This is a genomic window from Acinetobacter sp. 1124_18A (assembly GCF_052824995.1).
This window is the reverse complement of the sequence record NZ_VTDF01000002.1, coordinates 162,625-179,662: the sequence shown is the minus strand read 5'-3', so window position 1 is coordinate 179,662 and position 17,038 is coordinate 162,625. Positions and strand designations below refer to the sequence as shown.

Sequence of the window (17,038 nt, the reverse complement as noted above, 5' to 3'; positions counted from 1 at the left end):
AATTTGAAGTCTCTTACATCATCCATTCAACGGGCAAATATGAAACAGCTTTAATCATTGTACGTTGGAAAAGGCTCGTATCTGGGTCTTTTTCATATTCAACAACTTGTCCATTCGACTGATAATCTAACCAAATAATTTTACCTTCACTGTTTAACTTAAGCTGGTAAGCGACTTGAGGTAAATGCTGATCAAGCATGACTGAAATTTGGTCTTGTAATTGACTCGATTCAATAACAAGACCAACCTCAGTATTTAAGTAAGTTGAACGTGGATCAAAGTTAAAAGAACCAATAAATACTTTACCGTCTACATCAAAAAATTTGGCATGTAAGCTCGATTTATTTTTACCTTTTGCTGGAATCACACTTCCAGTTACCACTTCATACCATGTTCTACGTCTGCGTTCTAAAAATGGCTTAAACTCAAATAGTTCTACACCGCTTTTCAGCATTTCGACCCGATATTGACTATAAAAAGTATGCACAATTGCTACATCATTTGCAGCAAAAGAGTTCGTTAAAACCCTGACTTTAACGCCTTGAACTTTTAACTGTTTTAAATAGTAAGTGCCTTGTTGTGTAGGAACAAAATAAGCCGATGCTAACTCTATATGCTGTTTTGGTTCACCCATAATGGCCATAACTTGCCCATAAAGCATCTCTTCTTTAGACGCTATTCCTAAGATCTTTTTCGGTGAATCTGCAACAAAATATGCTTTTGACCATTGAATTGGATAATGCTCTAGAAGTTCTTTTAGATAAGTTTGAGCATCATAAAGTTTATCTTCGGTTTGAGTATGATTTTCACTTTCATGAAGCAAATCATGATAATGCTGTCTTAAAGATTGCAAGTGGTGGACAGCACAAGTCCCGACCAGCTTGGTCGCATCTTGGCTTAACTCACTTTGCCAGAAATCATTAAAAACTTCTTGAGCATGCTGGACTGTATGCCCATAAAATAGGATATCTAGATCTGTAAACTGAAACTTACTGCTTGCATCAAAATACTCACTACTGATATTTCGACCACCTGTTACAGCAATCACGCCATCTGCAATAATTAATTTATTATGCATACGATGGTTTACTTTCTTGAACCGGAAAATATAGTCCAAGATTCTTATATATCTGAATTTGTATGGATTAAATAAGCGAATTTCAAAGTTAGGATGGTGTAGAAGGCTTCTTAGTACACCATCAAGTTTTACTCCATTTTGATCGTCAATGAGTAACCGAACTTTTACCCCACGATCTGCCGCCGTTAATAACTCGTGCAGCATTAGATTTCCAACAAAATCATTTGTCCAAATATAGTATTGTAAATCGATTTTTTCTTTTGCATTTCTAATCAGATACATACGAGAAGCGATACTAATAAAAGCATCATCTAATGCAACAAAAGCCGTTAATCCTTGTTTAGTTTTTTCTGTAGCTTGTTCATCATTCAACCAATTAAAGCTATTTGTCACTGTATCATTCTCATCAGGGTCGTATGTACCGTTATACGAAGGTGTATGTGTAAAGCCCCAGGCATTTAATGCCATATTACTGTACTGCTGATAAAACTGATTAATCATGTAAGCTTTTAAGTCGCATCCAAGATAAGCACATCACAGCATTTTTATATTCAATTTATATGTCAAAATTCATATTAAACGCTATAAATGCATTCTGCCAAGCCTCAACTCTAGCAATTTCTTATATTCATAGGCACTTCTAAGAGATCATATCCATTTAAACATATAAAGTTAAATTTAACCTTTTTAAGCCTAATGATATATTCAATATTATTTTCTAAGGATGCTCGAGATGAGCCATGTAGGTTCTTGCTTATGCAGTGAAGTTAAATTTTCTATCACTAGCGAAATAAATACCATCTACCATTGTCACTGTAGTCTATGTCGTAAACAAACTGGAACAGGAGCCAATGCAGCAACTTTAGTGAGTCAGGATAAATTTGAATGGTTATCAGGTTTAGAATTTGTCCGTACTTATAAAAAAGAAACAGGTTTCACATCTTCATTTTGTAGTAAATGTGGATCGCCTGTACCTAATTTGGTAGGAACTACTCATTTTATGTGGATACCATTAGGTTTATTAGACAAAGACATTCAGGTCCTAAAGAAGCTTAATTTTTGTATAGTTTCAAAGACAAACTGGGCAAATACCGTAATTGTAGATCAATCTTATAATCAGCTTCCAACTTTAGATGAGCTAAAAATATTTTTTGATTAGAATAAATTTTTATCTAAAAACGAGACTCAGTTTGCATTAATTTTAATTTTTTCGGATGGTTATGCTTTCTTGTTTCACAAAAACACACTAATTACAATTGGAAGCACAACAATTACATTAGAAAACATGATATCTATCATACTTCCTTAAAGGGCTGAGTGAGTAGCTTGACAATAAAAGGGAGAAAATAAAATGCCACAATATTTAATCATTGCTGAGAATGTGTATAAAAAGATTGAGGACAAAAATTTATTTTCAGAAAGCTCAGCAGAGAACTTAAATCAGTTGGTTGGCGTAATTCGTAAGGAAATTAAAGGAACCAAGTTTAAACTTAAATATAATTTTATAGATTTTGAAGAGTGCTTAACCAAGCCATTAGAAGAGTGTGCAATTAAGTTGGATATGAGCCTCATGCCCAACCATAAAAATAAAGATGAATATATACTTTGGCTCGCGGGCTTTATTGAAAGAATTACAACAGGAGGAGAGGCTAAGCTTCCACCGATCTCGAAATTTATTCCTCAAGACTTTAAATTTAACTATGACGAACCTCCTAAAGTGTCATCATCGACAAGTGATGATGGGGAGATGATTATTAATTATTTCAAGTCAGATGCCTTTACAAAAATTATAAAAGAAGAAAAATAAGTTTAAAAAAATATAGAAGTGATCGTCCACTACACTTCTATATATCGCTGTAAATTCAGCAACCGCCTTCTGGGGCGGTTTTTTAATAGTGATTTTTAAAATGTTTAATATTTTAAAAATATAGAGTTTCTTAAATATAAATTTTAGCTGTCATTAAAATACCTAGTAATTTAATCAGAATATAAATCAAACCAAATCACATTTAAAAAAATGGTTGATTATTGAAAAACAACTTGTCAATTAAAATCTAAGAAATAGCAACAATTTAATAAAAATTATAAATTTATTTTTATAACTTCAGCTTTATACTTCTATTTAATAAATAACTAATAAGGAGATAAAAATGCCAAAATACTTATTATTAGCCGAAAAAATTAATAAAAACATTAAAAACAAACATTCAAATAATTACTTTAAAGACTTAAATAGTCTAATTATAGAAATTGAAAAAGCCATTTCTGGCACAGAATTGAAATTTTTATATAACTTTGTGAACTTCAATGGTGCTGTTGTTAGCGTGCAAAGTGAATTACCCATTAAAGTAGATGTAAGCTTGATTCCCAAACACAAAAATGAAGATGACTTTATTTTGTGGTTAGCAGATTTCATTGATCGAATCACCATAGATACTAGTAAACAAGTCGTCAAATAAGAAAGTTGCTCCTAGTAAGACACGATCACTTAACTGCCAAAACGAGAGAAATAACTTATTTAAGGCTCTTGTCTAGGTGCGGAATTCATATCATGTCGAACCCTGCTTATATTTTCATAAATGACTTTACGCATTCTGTTTACTGCACCTAATGGCTTATGTGCAGGTAAGGCATGCCACGGTGTAAAAGACAGATTTTCACAGAACTTATTTTGCTCGGGCGTATCAAAATTCTGCTTTGGAATATGAATAGTCGCTACTTGATAAAAAGGAGCCGCTTTCTCATCCCATTCTGTCATCGAGTCTTCTATTAACATTTGACTTGAAGTTCTCGGCTGAATAAGGAATTCCATACAGGCATCATTATTTTGCAAAGTATTTTTTAACGCTTCTCTTAAAAAATCATGACTCGGGTTTTTAGGTAGATTATTTGGTGTTACCGAACAAGCACGTACTGAATATTTAACTGCTTGCCGATCTTTGCCCAGTCCTAATTGATACGGAACCATAGACCAGTAACGTGCATAGAGTGGGTTTGCAATTTGTGAGTTACGTGCTCCCAGTGCATTCATGGTTCCCTTAAAACCTAAGGCAAAAGGAATATGAAGTTTTCTGATCATATTGTGGCTATTCACATCATTCATAAAAGAAAGGTAGCGTTTCGCATCATTGGCAAAAAAGACAGGGTGATTAATCATAATAAAATCTTGGGTGGTTGCTTGTTTTTCACTTTCTAAAATTTTATCTCCAGATACACCTAAAAGTTTTATGGCGATTCCTCGTGCATCTTTATCAATGTCGGCACTAGTGGCATCATTTGAGGCATTTGAAAAGCGAATCCATGCTTGATAAGTTTGATCTGGGATAAAAACTCCTTTAGCAAACTGAGCAGGTATATTTTTTGAGACATGAAACTCGGCTCGCACACACCCATGTGCTTTAGGATGGGCATCACGTAAAGCATTTCCCGCCGTATAGTTTTCACGAATTGACTTTTCAATGACTTGAGCTATGTTTTGAGCTAACGCTTCCTCATTAGGCTGTAACTTTTCCCCTAAAACTGTATCAGCTTCTGGATAGGCGATACTTTCTGAAGATACCTTTATTGGTATGGTTCTTTGGGAATGTAAAGTTTCACTACAACCTGCGATTGCAAACACAAGAGGAGTAAATACAAACAACACCCTAAAATGTATAGGCTGTATAAAATTTGACATTTATTATCTCCTCAGTGCACAAATATTTTAGGATAATATTAAGTTTAATTGTTTAACTTTATTTTGAGCTTTATAAAAAATATTAACTGTAAATAATTTAAACCTCATTGTTACTTATCTGAACAATAAAATAAAAATTATTATTTAATATAAAACCTCTTAATACATTAAGAGAATGACGACATGATAACTAACTCACAAAATGTACAAAATAATTCTAATACATCACCACATCCAATCACTCAAAATACACTTATTGATCGGTTTAGTCCTATCTATTGGAGAATAGACGGCCCACAAACGATGTCTTTTGCTATTACGAATTATGGAAATGGTTTTGAGGCATCTTTTAGAGCACGGATGGCAAATGATCTGGTAGGAATTAGTTGGGATTCTTCTGACACTAAAGATCATAAATTTTTAGCGTATCAAACCAAATATAGCTATGCAGGGGTGGTTTGGGACTTCGATATTGAGTTATCTGCCACGATGCCAGTGCTTAACAATCCAACTTTAACGCCCACTTTAACGGTGTACTATAATGAAAATGGTGTAGATAAAGTTGCATATGTTGTCTTATTTAGATACGCAAATAATCCTTCATCTCGTACAGCACATATTCATATTAACTGGGACACAGTAAAAGCCGGCTTTTCTGCTACAGATAGCTTTCCAGTGACTAACATTCAACGGATTTCATTTTCAGGTTTCACGAGCCATTATAATAGCCAATCAGCCCTACCTTTAAGCCAGCCTGAAGATGGCTACATCCGTCTGACCAATTCAGTCGTAACTGGTACAAATGCAAAGTTAAATTTGAGCCGTGTGGTTGTACCTCAGCACAATTATGGTATCTGTACGAGCTATGACGACCACTATGATTTAAACCCTCAGCGCTTAGTCAACAATATGGTGGCTTTGGGATATCAAGGTTTGGTTAACCACTATTGTGGAATGTCACATTATCCTGAAATGAAATGGAAAAGTGATATTAATAAATGGCAAATACCAGATACATTGGTGACGGGTGAGGCAGTCGTTAACTCATGTACGCGAAAATGGCATGAGAAATATGCTCAGGCTTTACATAGCGCCAGTCTGCAACCCATCTTTGGGGTAAGCTTTGAAATGTATTCCTTAGGAGCCAATGAGTATTGGGCACAGCGTGACTGGAACAGTAATTTGGGTAAAACAGGCTACCAACCACCGAGTTATTTCTTTAGTTTAAGTGACCAAAATGCTTTGGCATATCTACATAAAGTCTTTATTGAGTTTGCAGATACAATGGTAGTAGGGGGATGTGATGTAAACATGCAGATTGGTGAACCTTGGTGGTGGTATAACACTGACACGAATCTACCTTGTGTATATGACTATCCAACAAAACTAGCCTTTAATACAGATACAGGTCTATATGCACCAGATTTGGGTACAATTTATGAAGCAATGAATAAAACAGGAACGCCATATGATGAGTTTAAAACATGGCTTAGAAATAAATTAGGTCAAACCTGCCAAGACATTCGCACCGTTATCAAAGCAAAATACTCCGCTGCCAAAGTTAGCCCACTTATTTTCTTTCCTTCTATTCAATCTCCAATTCAGACTTTAGCCACTTATATTAACTATCCAAGCCAACATTACTCATATCCTAATTTTGATTACATGATGACAGAAGCTTACGACTGGCTATTAGAAGCTCGCTTAGATTTGGCACATCAAGCGGTTTCTCAAATACCCATACAAGGTCTAGGCTATCCTGCAAATAAAGTCGTTTACCTATCAGGTTTCGTCCCTGATGCATCTATTGCTTATATCTATGGATTTGATAAGACCAAACCCTATCGAACACCCATTTGGCAACGAATTTTTGGTGACATGAAAAACAATGTTTCTTTAGGATTAATGAAGCAATTTATCTGGGCATATCCACAGATTATGTTTGATTCAATTACGATCGATACAACTCAAGCTCCAAATGGCTTTTTTGTTGAAAATACGCTTTATTCACCAATTAGTGATAACACACCATATCCACCAGATATTTACCTATAAGTAAATATAACCCCTTTATAAGATAAGTGATTTGATAAGAAACCTCTTCAAGTAAGAGGTTTTCTTCTTTTTTAAATGTAGGCTTGCTTAGAGGTACATGACTGGCTATGCTGTGATGGATTGTCATGAAAGCCAATTTTAATTTAAGCAAAATTAATCTCTTGTATTACTGTTACATAATCTATTTTGCTCGACTATAAATACCGAATGATTTAAAGGAAACCCAAAGATGAAATCTCGTGCAGCTGTCGCCTTTGCCCCAGGAAAACCTTTAGAGATTGTTGAAGTTGATGTTGCACCACCTCAAGCGGGTGAAGTTTTAATAAAAATTACCCATACAGGGGTATGTCATACCGATGCTTTTACATTATCTGGTGATGATCCAGAAGGTGTTTTTCCTGCCATTTTAGGTCATGAAGGCGCAGGTGTTGTGATTGAAGTAGGTGAGGGCGTAACAAGCGTTCAACCAGGGGATCATGTGATTCCACTTTATACAGCTGAATGTAAAGAGTGCTTATTCTGTAAATCTGGAAAAACCAACTTGTGTGTTGCAGTACGTGCGACTCAAGGTAAAGGTGTAATGCCAGATGGAACCACACGTTTTTCTTACAATGGTGAACCGATTTACCACTACATGGGTTGTTCAACCTTTAGTGAATATACGGTAGTTGCAGAAGTATCTTTAGCAAAAATCAATCCTGAAGCGAATCACGAACAAGTTTGTTTACTTGGATGTGGTGTGACTACAGGTATTGGCGCCGTGCATAACACAGCTAAAGTACAAGAAGGTGATTCTGTTGCTGTATTTGGCTTAGGCGGTATTGGTTTGGCTGTTGTACAAGGTGCACGTCAAGCAAAAGCTGGGCAAATTATTGTGGTAGATACAAACCCAGATAAATTTGAACTTGCTAAGCAATTTGGTGCTACAGATTTCTTAAATCCTAAAGATTACGATAAACCTATTCAACAAGTCATTGTAGAAATGACAGGCTGGGGTGTAGATCATTCATTTGAATGTATTGGCAACGTCAATGTTATGCGCTCGGCTCTAGAGTGTGCACATCGTGGTTGGGGACAATCCGTTATTATTGGTGTTGCTGGTACAGGTCAAGAAATTTCCACTCGTCCATTCCAGTTGGTTACCGGCCGTAAATGGTTAGGTACTGCTTTTGGTGGGGTAAAAGGCCGCTCACAACTTCCAAAAATGGTCGAAGATGCCATGAAAGGTGAGATTCAACTTGAGCCTTTTGTGACTCATACTATGCCTTTACAAGACATTAATACTGCTTTTGATTTAATGCACGAAGGCAAATCAATCCGTACAGTCATTCATTTCTAAATGAAATAAAAAAGGGCTGTGATTCAGCCCTTTTTTACAACTTATAATTTTATATCTTAAATGGCATTACCGCACATGTCTGTTGTACCCTGAGGGTAGTTAAACTGTAGCGCATTACGGTCAGTAATGAGTTCAGTAGACAGCTCTTGTCCAAATAAATGTTCCGAAAATACACCTGCGCTACTAGAAAGCATTAAACTTAAATTTGCCAATGGAGCTGGCAAATTGGACTTATATCCCAGATCAACACCATTTAAGATAAAGCCTACCTGTTTAGCATCTTGATTGATATATATTCCCAAACGTTGATAACCATTGGTATTGAATATCACTTTCTTAGAGTCATAATAACTAAAAACTGGACCATTAAGATTACTAAGGCGATAAGTCAGTGAGTAGTTTACATTGGGTGAAATTTTTCCAAAGTCAGTGCTATATGCCCCTGAATTAAAACCATAATGTAAACGCACTGTATATCTATTATTAGTGGTTCCCGTTAAAAAAACAGTAGATATATAATTAGACTGACCTAACTCTATTGTTGGAATTTTAAATTCAATTTCTAATGCAATAATACCCTTATACGGTAATACAAAATCTCCAATATCATTGATTGAATTGAGCTTGATTTTAGTTTGTTCTGTGTATTCTATGTAAGAGTATTCATTTGCAGTCATAGGATCTATTCTAAAACTGAATTTTTGGCCACTTATTTCTGGAAATTTTTTGATCGGAGTATCTTCTTCAATATTTTGAATATTCCATAAATCATAATCTTCTTGTGTTGCATCAAAATTATATTGGCAAATCTCAGGTTGATTAGAGGGTTGCCTTGCCAAGAATATTTTAGATTCTTCTTCATCATCAGCTAAAATTATTCTACTAGATGTTACTACTTTATTTGAGGAGAGAGTAGAAGTAGTATTTGGGGAAGAGAGGTGGTACATCGTCCAACCTAAAATAACAATGCCGAGTGCAAGTACACTAATTTTTTTCATGATCGTTCCTAATCAATATTAAAAAATTTTAGAGAAATTTTTTTAGTAAAAATCTATTTTCAAGTTATTTGTATTTTTTATTTATTTGAAATTATTAGCTTTATAAACTATTGAATATGATTAATCATATTCAATAGTTACAGTAGCCATTGCGCGTACTTTACCAGCAGTCACATTTGCTGCTGTTTGATAGTAGCGGGCAGTCATCGGTACGTTATATTGAAGTATCTGGTTAGAAGACACTGTACCTAAGGCTAATTTGTCACCTTTTTTGATGACTTGATTTTTATTTTGGTAATTCCAAAGTAATTGTACACCCACACCATTGGCTTTTTCAGATGTGGCAGCCGTATTTGCCAGTACCTGACTATTTGTACCATCTTGTGTAAAGTCGTAAGTTAAACTAATAACATTTTTCTCTTCATAACCCGTTGGACTTGTACCGCCATTACATAAAATGTTCATATCAAAGGTTTGTTCGCCTTGAGTTGAGCCAACACCTTTGAACCCAGCCTTTGTAACAGTCGGAAGCTGTACAACTTTATTAATATTACCTTGAATTTCACATGAAGAGGAGGCAATGGTAATTGCATTACCGTTAACTGTACTGGTTAAAAAAGGGCGGTTTACATAACCACTTACATAGTATCGACTATATAAACCAGGCACTAATGTACCCGAACCAGTCTGTGCCGCAGTTTTCACAATTTCGACAACAAAATATCCTGTAGCAAGATTATAAGTTGTTCCTGGTGTTAAACTACGGGTATACGGATAATACCCTGAAAAGTTAGTTGCATTTTCTGCTTCACGGTACAAACGAATACCAATTCCAGGAATATTCGTTGAATAGATATTATTCCCTAGTGAGCTTAATGGATAGCCTTGAGTAAGTGCAGCAGTAATAGTATCGCTATAAGACGTACATTTTGCTGTTGAACCATTGTCGGTAATTGGAAATGTTGCTTTTCTTAAAATCATTCCAACAGGATCACTTGGTCGGACCACAACGCGACCTACGGCCATGGAAATGTCAACCGTGCTAAATGAGCCTCCTTTGTTATTGGCTAAAGTACAGGAAGCATTAGCCTCGCTATATATACCAAGACCAACAGTAAGTAGAGCACCTGTTAATAATATTCTTTTCATTTGCAGACAGCCTCAGTCATTACCATGCTTTGTTGCTTATTTTGCAACTGATTACTAATGTTGTACTCAACTGAACAACGCTCATTACTTTCATCACCCCATTTCACATAGAGACGATCTTGAGCAAGTGGAGTACGTAAGTAAATCATACTACCTTGTGCAACAATACCAACAGCTTCATCTTTCTGATTAAAGACTTGAGCTGCAAACGGTAAGCTGTTGCCATCTACAGTTTTACTATTAATATAAACCGCATAACCAGTTTTAGTCGCAAAATCTACTTTAGCAATTGCGCCAGCAAAAGGTGCAATACGTTGACTTGTTTCTTCAAGTTCTACTTCGCTCGACATTTCTTGTGGGTCAAGAGTAATGTCATTAAGACGGTACGGGGTAACATAAGGAACTACGGCATAACCCGCTTTATTCACGCTTAAACCAACGGCATTATTAACTTTTGCACCGGCAGCTTCTGGCGCATGCACAAGTACCATCGTTTGGCCTTGTTCAGGTCCAAATAAAATACCTTCTGAGTGTGCAACCACACTACCAGTTAAGCTAACCATTGCTTGTTGGTAAGAATCAGCCACACTATAAGAACCACCAACAGTTGTATAGTTAGTACGATAACGACCATTTACGTTAAATGATGGATTCGCATAATCCTGATGCGACATTGAAGCGCCGTAACTAAAGCGATCTCCAACCATTCCACTTGCACCAACAGTACGGCTGTCTTCAGAAGCAGTAACGTTGACGTTAACTGAATTCTTTTTGAAATCAATTGGGAACGATAATGTCATTAAATATTCAGTATCGTGTGTTTGATTCGTTGAGCCATACTCAACTTTACGGTTAATTGCAGATAAACCATAAGTTAAGCCATGGAAATTATTACTATAACCAAGCTGATATTGTTTAGTACTTTCGCTACGGTTCCAGTAATCAACCCACGAACCCACTACATAGAAGTTACCCCAACCTTCAGGTAAGCCTTGGTTCAAGGTAATTTGGAATTCACTACGTTGACGACCAGCAGAGTAAGTATTAATACCTTTTTCTTCAAAATCACGAATCTGTAGAGCATCACGTAATTTATAGAAGTTTTCTGTTGAGTAACGATAAGCTGCTAGTGTTAAGTTGGTGTTAGTTGGAGTAATCAACTTACTATAACTTAAACGGAAACTTTGACCTGATTGTGATGACTGTTTTTCAAACTCAGCTTCAGAGTGGGTAATATCCAACGCAACTGCACCAATTGGTGTAGCAAAAGCAGCACCCAACAATATAGCGGCATAATTTTCCGTTGCTTGTATGCCTGTATAGCCTGTTAGGTAGTTATTAATACCTTGTTGGTATTTACCTTGAACAACCCAAGGGTCAATATCAATGTCTGAATCACGGAACTGGCCTACAGTTAAAGAATAACGATTCATACCAGGGCGTAGCATCTGTACAACAGATGCATAAGGCACAGAAAATTTCTGTATTTCACCATTAGCTTCGATAACAGAAACTTCAATTTCACCACCAAAACCAGTAGGGTAAAGGTCATTAATTTCGAAGTTACCTGGTGCTACAGTTGTTTGATAGATCAGTTGGCCTTGTTGACGAACTTCGATTTTTGCATTGGTTTTAGCATTACCACGAATACGCGGAGCATAACCAAGCATACTATTCGGCAGCATTCGATCATCGCTTGAGAAATCGATACCACGATAGCCATAAGAGTCAAATACTTCGCCGTTTGTAAAGCTATCCCCAAGTGTTAAAACACCACGATATTTCGGAAATGCACGTTGTAAGTAAGTACTTGTTTCTTCGTAACTTGATTTAGATTGATTTTCAGCAGGGGTATCTTGCCATTGCCATTGACCATTATGACGTAATTGCCAACCACCTAAATTTAGTCCAGCAGTCACGCCCATAAATGCGTTTGTTGTTTCGCTTTGATCATTTGACTGAGTAAATGTTTTGTATGCACTACCGTTATACGATAGAAAAGCAGCATTAATCCCGCGATCCCATAGACTTGGGTCAACATAGCCTTGCGCATTTTTTTGCAAAGCAACTTGTGGAATCGAGATATCTACACGTAAACGAGAGTTATCGAACTCATAAAATGCATTTTCAACCCACTCTTCAATTTTATAACAACTACTATTTTCTTTTTGAAGAGGAGCATGCTGCGCTAAAATCTCTTGTTTTACACCATATTCAGCAAGTGTATTTCCCGTAAAGCAGGTTACAGCATTTTTATTTGATTCTAATGCTTTAAAAAACATACGACGTTTGCCAAACCATTGGCCGTTTACATAAACGTCAACATTATATTCACCTGGTAAAACAGGGTTACCGTATTTAAAACGAGAAATATCAACTTTTTGAGCATCACCAATTAAAAAAGCAGAATCAAATTCAGCTTCTACAGGAGCACTCGCGGCGGCTTCTTCAGCGTGCACGAATACAGGCATTGTCATTGTGACAACACCAGAAGCCAAGTAGTAACAAATATGGCGTTTTAATAATTTATAAGATTCTTGCCTTTTTTTTGGCATAGCTAAGTCCGCCTACTCACATAATAGGTGCTTAAATTTATTAAAAAGATAAATCTGATTACTGAAGTTTTATTTGGTGTTCGACTCGACCACCATAGTCATTGACATTCATAAAACTCATATCTTGAAGATTGCCGTTCTTAAGCTGAACAGACTCTTCAGAAAAAGGTTTAATCATTAACCCTTGAGGTAATAAATCAACTTTTTTATCACCTGCCTTTTGGTAAACAGAGGTCATCGTGATATGAAAAGGAGTTGGATTTTTTACCGTTAAATTTTGACCAGATTTAACCCATTGAAGCTTATCAGCTGCTAAATTCACGTCCTCTTTAATCGAAGCTGGACGATAGAAGAATTTAATACGTGAGCGAATTGCTAATTGCAGAAAGTTATCAGGCGTCGTATTTTCAGTTTTTGAAGTTGGTCGTGGAGGAATATCCAAAACATTTAACCACAAAACTGTTTCTTGCTTTTGATTTAGCTGAGAAGCAGTTGGTAAAGCAGTAATACGAAGGGTCTGACTTTTTGTAGCTTCAACACGAGAAATAGGAGGAGCAATCATAAAAGGTACTTTAGACTGATCCGGAGTACTTTTTGTGTCGCCTTCATCAAGCCATGCTTGGACGAGTGCTGGTTTTGAACCGTTATTACTAACCTGTAGTGTAACTTCGCGAGCATCCGAAGGATAAATCACACGAGTGCCATGAATTACAATTTCTGCTTGAGTAGCAGGTGCAACAACTGCTGAAGCAAATGCCACACCTAACAAAAAATTATAACTGTTCAATTTCATTTCAGAATTCTCAACCAAGAAAGATTCGGGAAAGCGCCACAAAAAGAGGGCTCCTATGTTTACATAGAAACCCTCTCATCCATCAATTATTGATAGATAATTGTGTATTGAACAGAAGTGTTTACTTTACCAGCAGTAGAAGCGCCAGTTGCATAGTATTCAGCATAGTAGTTAAGGTCTGCGCTACCAGCTGCAGCTACGTCAACCCATTGAGAGTTAGCTTGAGCACCGTTTGCACCAGCAGCAAGAACTGGGATGAAGTTGTTGTTGCTACCTAAAAGTTGAACGTTAACGTTTTTAGCACCAGTAGCGTCTTTGTTAAGTAAACGACCAGTATTAAAGTCAACGTTAGCACCTGGTTCGAAGTAAGTAGCTACTTTACCTTCAGAACAGTTAGCTAATTTAATTTGGAAAGGAGTACGACCAGCAACATCCCCAGCAACAGCTAAAGTTTGCTTAGAAACAGTTGGAAGAGTAACTGTGAAGTCTTTACCAGCTGGAGTAACGATGTCACAAGTTTTGTCAGTAACTAAACCATTAATTGTAATTGTACCATCAGCAGCTTGAGCATTCGCAATTCCTACAACCGAAAGAGCAGCAATCAAAGCAAGTTTTTTCATAGTGTTTTCTCAAAAGTCTGGATAAAAGTTTATTTTCTTACTTTTCCAGTGTTTGACGTCTTGAAAAGTAATGTAACAATACTAACACTTTCTAAACAAAATGCAAACTACATCACATTATTTTTTTATAACAATAACTGAATCACATTAAAAATAAAGGCTTAAAGACTAACGATCATAGGCGATATAGCTGTTTATAAAAGATTTTTTTATTTTTTCAAAATGCGGAACCGCAGAGATAAGCAAGTTACATAAGAACACTATGTAAATAGAAAAGAATTAAACAATTTATGTGAAAAATAAGCTTAAATTCTTAGAATACAATTATATAGAATAAATTATGTACATGTATATAGAGAAAACATACAAATAGTCATTTTTTATAAAAAAAAGAGTGACTCATCCTTTAACTCATAAAAAATGCGATGAGTTCGACAAATCACTCTTTAATCATGCTTATTGTAGGAACAGCCTCATATGCTGTGCCTAAATTAAGTTAATGATAGTTAATAACCACAACTTTACGGTTAGAACCTATACTCTCAATACTAGTATCCATTTTCTCAGTATGTTGAGCTAAGTTAGAAAGACTATTTTTGTTTAAATATTCACTATCAAGTTTAATATTTAAATTATTTACCTCAACACATTCAATCTCGCTATGTTCTGTTGAACATGTATCTTCAACAATATTTCCTCTTAGCATTATTGTGTTATTTGCATAACAAAATAGTGGGTAAGTGGAAATTACCATCAGAATAAGAAGTTTAAAAATATTATTTTTCATTTTATATACCTATTTATAAAATAGTTTATATATATTTGATACATTACTTTTAATTTAAAAACAATCATTAATTTTAAACCAATAAAAATTATTAATTTTCATGTGATATGAATCACATAAATCACTTTAAACAATCTAATAGTTACAACTATTAAAATATTATAAATTAATATCATAATTACAATACCTATATAGCCACCACAATTAAATTAAGTTATTGATATTTATTTAAATTTTAAGGTTGGATTGAAGTGGAAAATATAATAAAATTTAAAATATTAAATAATATACAGTTAAATATTTAATAAATATGTAATTTATTTTTTATAATTTTAGTGCCTATACTTCAAAATGATTACAGAGAACAAAGATAATAATTTTATTTAAAACGTGATTCATTTTACATTTTATTTGTATAATAAAAATGAATCACGTTTATTTATCAAATATAATTAATGCACAATAAATAAATCAAAACCAGTCACTGTATTTTAAAATATTGAGACATATTTGGCGATTTTAATTTTTGAGACTTTTATATTAAGTTGAAATATAAGCTAGAGAAAAGCTAGTAAGTAATATTCAAAGACGACTTCTTTAATTAAAGGAAAATTACTCACGGTAGATTCATGTGCGGGAGACAAAAGCACAATGGATATTCGTCTAATTCTAGAGTCACAGAAATTTGACCTTGGACTTGAGGAAATTGTTTCCTGTTCACAGGGAATAAAACTTGATGAGCAACATCATCATTTGGTTGAGTTTTATAAGTATTCTTTGAATAAAGAAATCTTTATTCCAGTGACGTTGTCATCATTTTTATCGTACTAGTGGCAATGGTAAGGCATTACAGTTAGAAAAAATTGCCAGAGCTAATAACGTACGGTAACAGAATCAAAGGCTTATACTAAAACAATACAATTGTTCGCATAATGTATATTATGTTAAATCCGATATCTGGAAACCTACCATATATAAGGCTCTGGCTACTCTGCATTGTTACTACGCCGTTTATGCTTCACTACATTGAATTATTAAAAGCTTGCCAACTGTAAGCAACTTACTAAGCCCTGGCACTCTTAACGACTTGAATTAGCTAAACCCTATTTCTAACCTTTATGTTTGCCCTAGCTAGAATGCTTAAGCTACTTATCAATTTTACTGGCTGTATTTGTGGTTACTGGCTGCCATAAAGATTTCTTTTGCTAAATCACCTTTTGGCTACTAAAGCTATTAATTTGCTTAGGCTAAATTGCAATACGCAGAATATTTTATATCTTATTGAAATTCATAAGTAAATTTTCAAAATACCCTTTACAGGCTTGGAAAAACTGATATAGTACGTGTGTACAGCTATTCTTTGGATTCCAACTAGCTCAGGTTATAATAATGGACTCTCAAAATATTGTTGATCTATTATGAACGCCTCCAATGACCCTTTACACGGCAAAAAGCTTGCTGACATTTTGGATGAATTATTGGATTACTACGGTGGATTTGAAGGCTTAAATCGTAAAATTGAAATTAGATGCTTTTCCATAGATCCAAGTGTTAAATCATCATTACGATTCTTACGTACCACACCATGGGCACGTGAAAAAGTAGAAAGCTTATATTTGTATGTCTTACGTCAAAAAGCCAAACAGAAATCGTAGCTATCAAAAACCTAGCCTCAGCATTTTAATTAGTGGTGGACTGCCACCACCTCCTAGACAAATTTAGCCTATTCTTAAGACTTTTTTAGTAAGAAAATACGTATTCATAGTTAGGTTCATAAACCAAATATTTTATAAGTTATTATTTTAGTACTCTAAGTAAATCGTTATTGAACATAATCTAGACATCATTAGCCAAGCAGAATGGATTATTGGCCACTATTTGAAAAAATATCTAGAGATGTAACAATCTGATCGACTAGCTTAGCACAATCAAGTTTAACTGTGAGAGCCCTCTCGACTCTCACATCTCTAATTGCAGTAAAAAATACT

15 protein-coding genes are annotated in these 17,038 nt (G+C 35.0%); 7 read left to right on the top strand and 8 right to left on the bottom strand.

Going from position 1 to position 17,038, the window contains the following annotated elements:
* Positions 1-13: 13 nt before the first annotated feature.
* Positions 14-1,579 (bottom strand): phospholipase D family protein, encoded by a 1,566-nt coding sequence (locus FY048_RS05310; RefSeq protein ID WP_446090418.1) that lies wholly within the window; start codon positions 1,577-1,579, stop codon positions 14-16.
* A 223-nt stretch (positions 1,580-1,802) separates the two neighbouring features.
* On the opposite strand from FY048_RS05310, the gene FY048_RS05305 reads away from it, so the two are divergent.
* The 3 genes from FY048_RS05305 to FY048_RS05295 all read left to right on the top strand — a co-directional run bounded on the left by FY048_RS05305 (position 1,803) and on the right by FY048_RS05295 (position 3,537).
* Positions 1,803-2,237 carry a GFA family protein gene (locus tag FY048_RS05305; protein ID WP_446090417.1) on the top strand — a complete coding sequence of 145 codons (435 nt, stop codon included), beginning with the start codon at positions 1,803-1,805 and terminating at the stop codon, positions 2,235-2,237.
* 192 nt (positions 2,238-2,429) lie between these two features.
* Entirely contained in the window at positions 2,430-2,885 is a 456-nt protein-coding gene (locus FY048_RS05300; protein WP_446090416.1) for a hypothetical protein, read from the top strand.
* A gap of 343 nt (positions 2,886-3,228) precedes the next feature.
* The gene (locus FY048_RS05295; RefSeq protein WP_446090415.1) at positions 3,229-3,537 is read left to right on the top strand and encodes a hypothetical protein; all 309 of its coding nucleotides are present in this window, start codon (positions 3,229-3,231) and stop codon (positions 3,535-3,537) included.
* Positions 3,538-3,596: 59 nt separating this feature from the next.
* Here FY048_RS05295 and FY048_RS05290 read toward each other — a convergent pair whose 3' ends face one another.
* Positions 3,597-4,754 (bottom strand): catalase family protein, encoded by a 1,158-nt coding sequence (locus FY048_RS05290; RefSeq protein WP_446090414.1) that lies wholly within the window; start codon positions 4,752-4,754, stop codon positions 3,597-3,599.
* 183 nt (positions 4,755-4,937) lie between these two features.
* Between FY048_RS05290 and FY048_RS05285 the strand changes: the two genes are divergently transcribed.
* Positions 4,938-6,809: a non-contractile tail sheath protein gene (locus tag FY048_RS05285; protein WP_446090413.1), complete on the top strand. Its 1,872-nt coding sequence runs from the start codon at positions 4,938-4,940 to the stop codon at positions 6,807-6,809.
* 229 nt (positions 6,810-7,038) lie between these two features.
* A complete protein-coding gene (locus FY048_RS05280) occupies positions 7,039-8,148 on the top strand; it encodes an S-(hydroxymethyl)glutathione dehydrogenase/class III alcohol dehydrogenase (RefSeq protein WP_446090412.1) in 1,110 nt (369 codons plus the stop codon).
* 56 nt (positions 8,149-8,204) lie between these two features.
* On the opposite strand, the gene FY048_RS05275 is transcribed toward FY048_RS05280, so the two are convergent.
* The 6 genes from FY048_RS05275 to FY048_RS05250 all read right to left on the bottom strand — a co-directional run bounded on the left by FY048_RS05275 (position 8,205) and on the right by FY048_RS05250 (position 15,050).
* Positions 8,205-9,146 (bottom strand): DUF4882 family protein, encoded by a 942-nt coding sequence (locus FY048_RS05275; protein ID WP_446090411.1) that lies wholly within the window; start codon positions 9,144-9,146, stop codon positions 8,205-8,207.
* Between the two features lie 120 nt (positions 9,147-9,266).
* Positions 9,267-10,295, bottom strand: a complete 1,029-nt coding sequence (locus FY048_RS05270; protein ID WP_446090410.1) for a fimbrial protein — start codon at positions 10,293-10,295, stop codon at positions 9,267-9,269.
* Complete coding sequence (locus FY048_RS05265) at positions 10,292-12,850, bottom strand: fimbria/pilus outer membrane usher protein (RefSeq protein WP_446090409.1); 2,559 nt, start codon at positions 12,848-12,850, stop codon at positions 10,292-10,294. The genes FY048_RS05270 and FY048_RS05265 overlap by 4 nt, the downstream gene beginning before the upstream one ends.
* Positions 12,851-12,908: 58 nt before the next feature.
* Positions 12,909-13,643 carry a fimbrial biogenesis chaperone gene (locus FY048_RS05260; RefSeq protein ID WP_446090723.1) on the bottom strand — a complete coding sequence of 245 codons (735 nt, stop codon included), beginning with the start codon at positions 13,641-13,643 and terminating at the stop codon, positions 12,909-12,911.
* Positions 13,644-13,729: 86 nt separating this feature from the next.
* Positions 13,730-14,263 carry a fimbrial protein gene (locus tag FY048_RS05255; protein ID WP_000731817.1) on the bottom strand — a complete coding sequence of 178 codons (534 nt, stop codon included), beginning with the start codon at positions 14,261-14,263 and terminating at the stop codon, positions 13,730-13,732.
* Positions 14,264-14,759: 496 nt separating this feature from the next.
* On the bottom strand, positions 14,760-15,050 hold the full coding sequence (locus FY048_RS05250) for a hypothetical protein (RefSeq protein WP_446090408.1): 291 nt from the start codon (positions 15,048-15,050) through the stop codon (positions 14,760-14,762).
* 651 nt (positions 15,051-15,701) lie between these two features.
* Here FY048_RS05250 and FY048_RS05245 point away from each other — a divergent pair.
* Together FY048_RS05245 and FY048_RS05240 are read left to right on the top strand one after the other, a co-directional pair.
* On the top strand, positions 15,702-15,881 hold the full coding sequence (locus FY048_RS05245; RefSeq protein WP_446090407.1) for a hypothetical protein: 180 nt from the start codon (positions 15,702-15,704) through the stop codon (positions 15,879-15,881).
* Positions 15,882-16,468: 587 nt separating this feature from the next.
* Positions 16,469-16,705, top strand: coding sequence for a VF530 family protein (locus FY048_RS05240; protein WP_016138115.1), 237 nt, complete (start codon positions 16,469-16,471; stop codon positions 16,703-16,705).
* Positions 16,706-17,038: the final 333 nt, after the last annotated feature.

Coding starts and splice junctions, on each gene's coding strand:
- FY048_RS05280 (WP_446090412.1), top strand. CDS start 7,039: ATGAAATCTCGTGCAGCTGTCGCCTTTGCCCCAGGAAAACCTTTAGAG.
- FY048_RS05310 (WP_446090418.1), bottom strand. CDS start 1,579: ATGATTAATCAGTTTTATCAGCAGTACAGTAATATGGCATTAAATGCC.
- FY048_RS05295 (WP_446090415.1), top strand. CDS start 3,229: ATGCCAAAATACTTATTATTAGCCGAAAAAATTAATAAAAACATTAAA.
- FY048_RS05300 (WP_446090416.1), top strand. CDS start 2,430: ATGCCACAATATTTAATCATTGCTGAGAATGTGTATAAAAAGATTGAG.
- FY048_RS05275 (WP_446090411.1), bottom strand. CDS start 9,146: ATGAAAAAAATTAGTGTACTTGCACTCGGCATTGTTATTTTAGGTTGG.
- FY048_RS05265 (WP_446090409.1), bottom strand. CDS start 12,850: ATGCCAAAAAAAAGGCAAGAATCTTATAAATTATTAAAACGCCATATT.
- FY048_RS05290 (WP_446090414.1), bottom strand. CDS start 4,754: ATGTCAAATTTTATACAGCCTATACATTTTAGGGTGTTGTTTGTATTT.
- FY048_RS05285 (WP_446090413.1), top strand. CDS start 4,938: ATGATAACTAACTCACAAAATGTACAAAATAATTCTAATACATCACCA.
- FY048_RS05305 (WP_446090417.1), top strand. CDS start 1,803: ATGCTCGAGATGAGCCATGTAGGTTCTTGCTTATGCAGTGAAGTTAAA.
- FY048_RS05255 (WP_000731817.1), bottom strand. CDS start 14,263: ATGAAAAAACTTGCTTTGATTGCTGCTCTTTCGGTTGTAGGAATTGCG.
- FY048_RS05240 (WP_016138115.1), top strand. CDS start 16,469: ATGAACGCCTCCAATGACCCTTTACACGGCAAAAAGCTTGCTGACATT.
- FY048_RS05260 (WP_446090723.1), bottom strand. CDS start 13,643: ATGAAATTGAACAGTTATAATTTTTTGTTAGGTGTGGCATTTGCTTCA.
- FY048_RS05270 (WP_446090410.1), bottom strand. CDS start 10,295: ATGAAAAGAATATTATTAACAGGTGCTCTACTTACTGTTGGTCTTGGT.
- FY048_RS05250 (WP_446090408.1), bottom strand. CDS start 15,050: ATGAAAAATAATATTTTTAAACTTCTTATTCTGATGGTAATTTCCACT.
- FY048_RS05245 (WP_446090407.1), top strand. CDS start 15,702: ATGGATATTCGTCTAATTCTAGAGTCACAGAAATTTGACCTTGGACTT.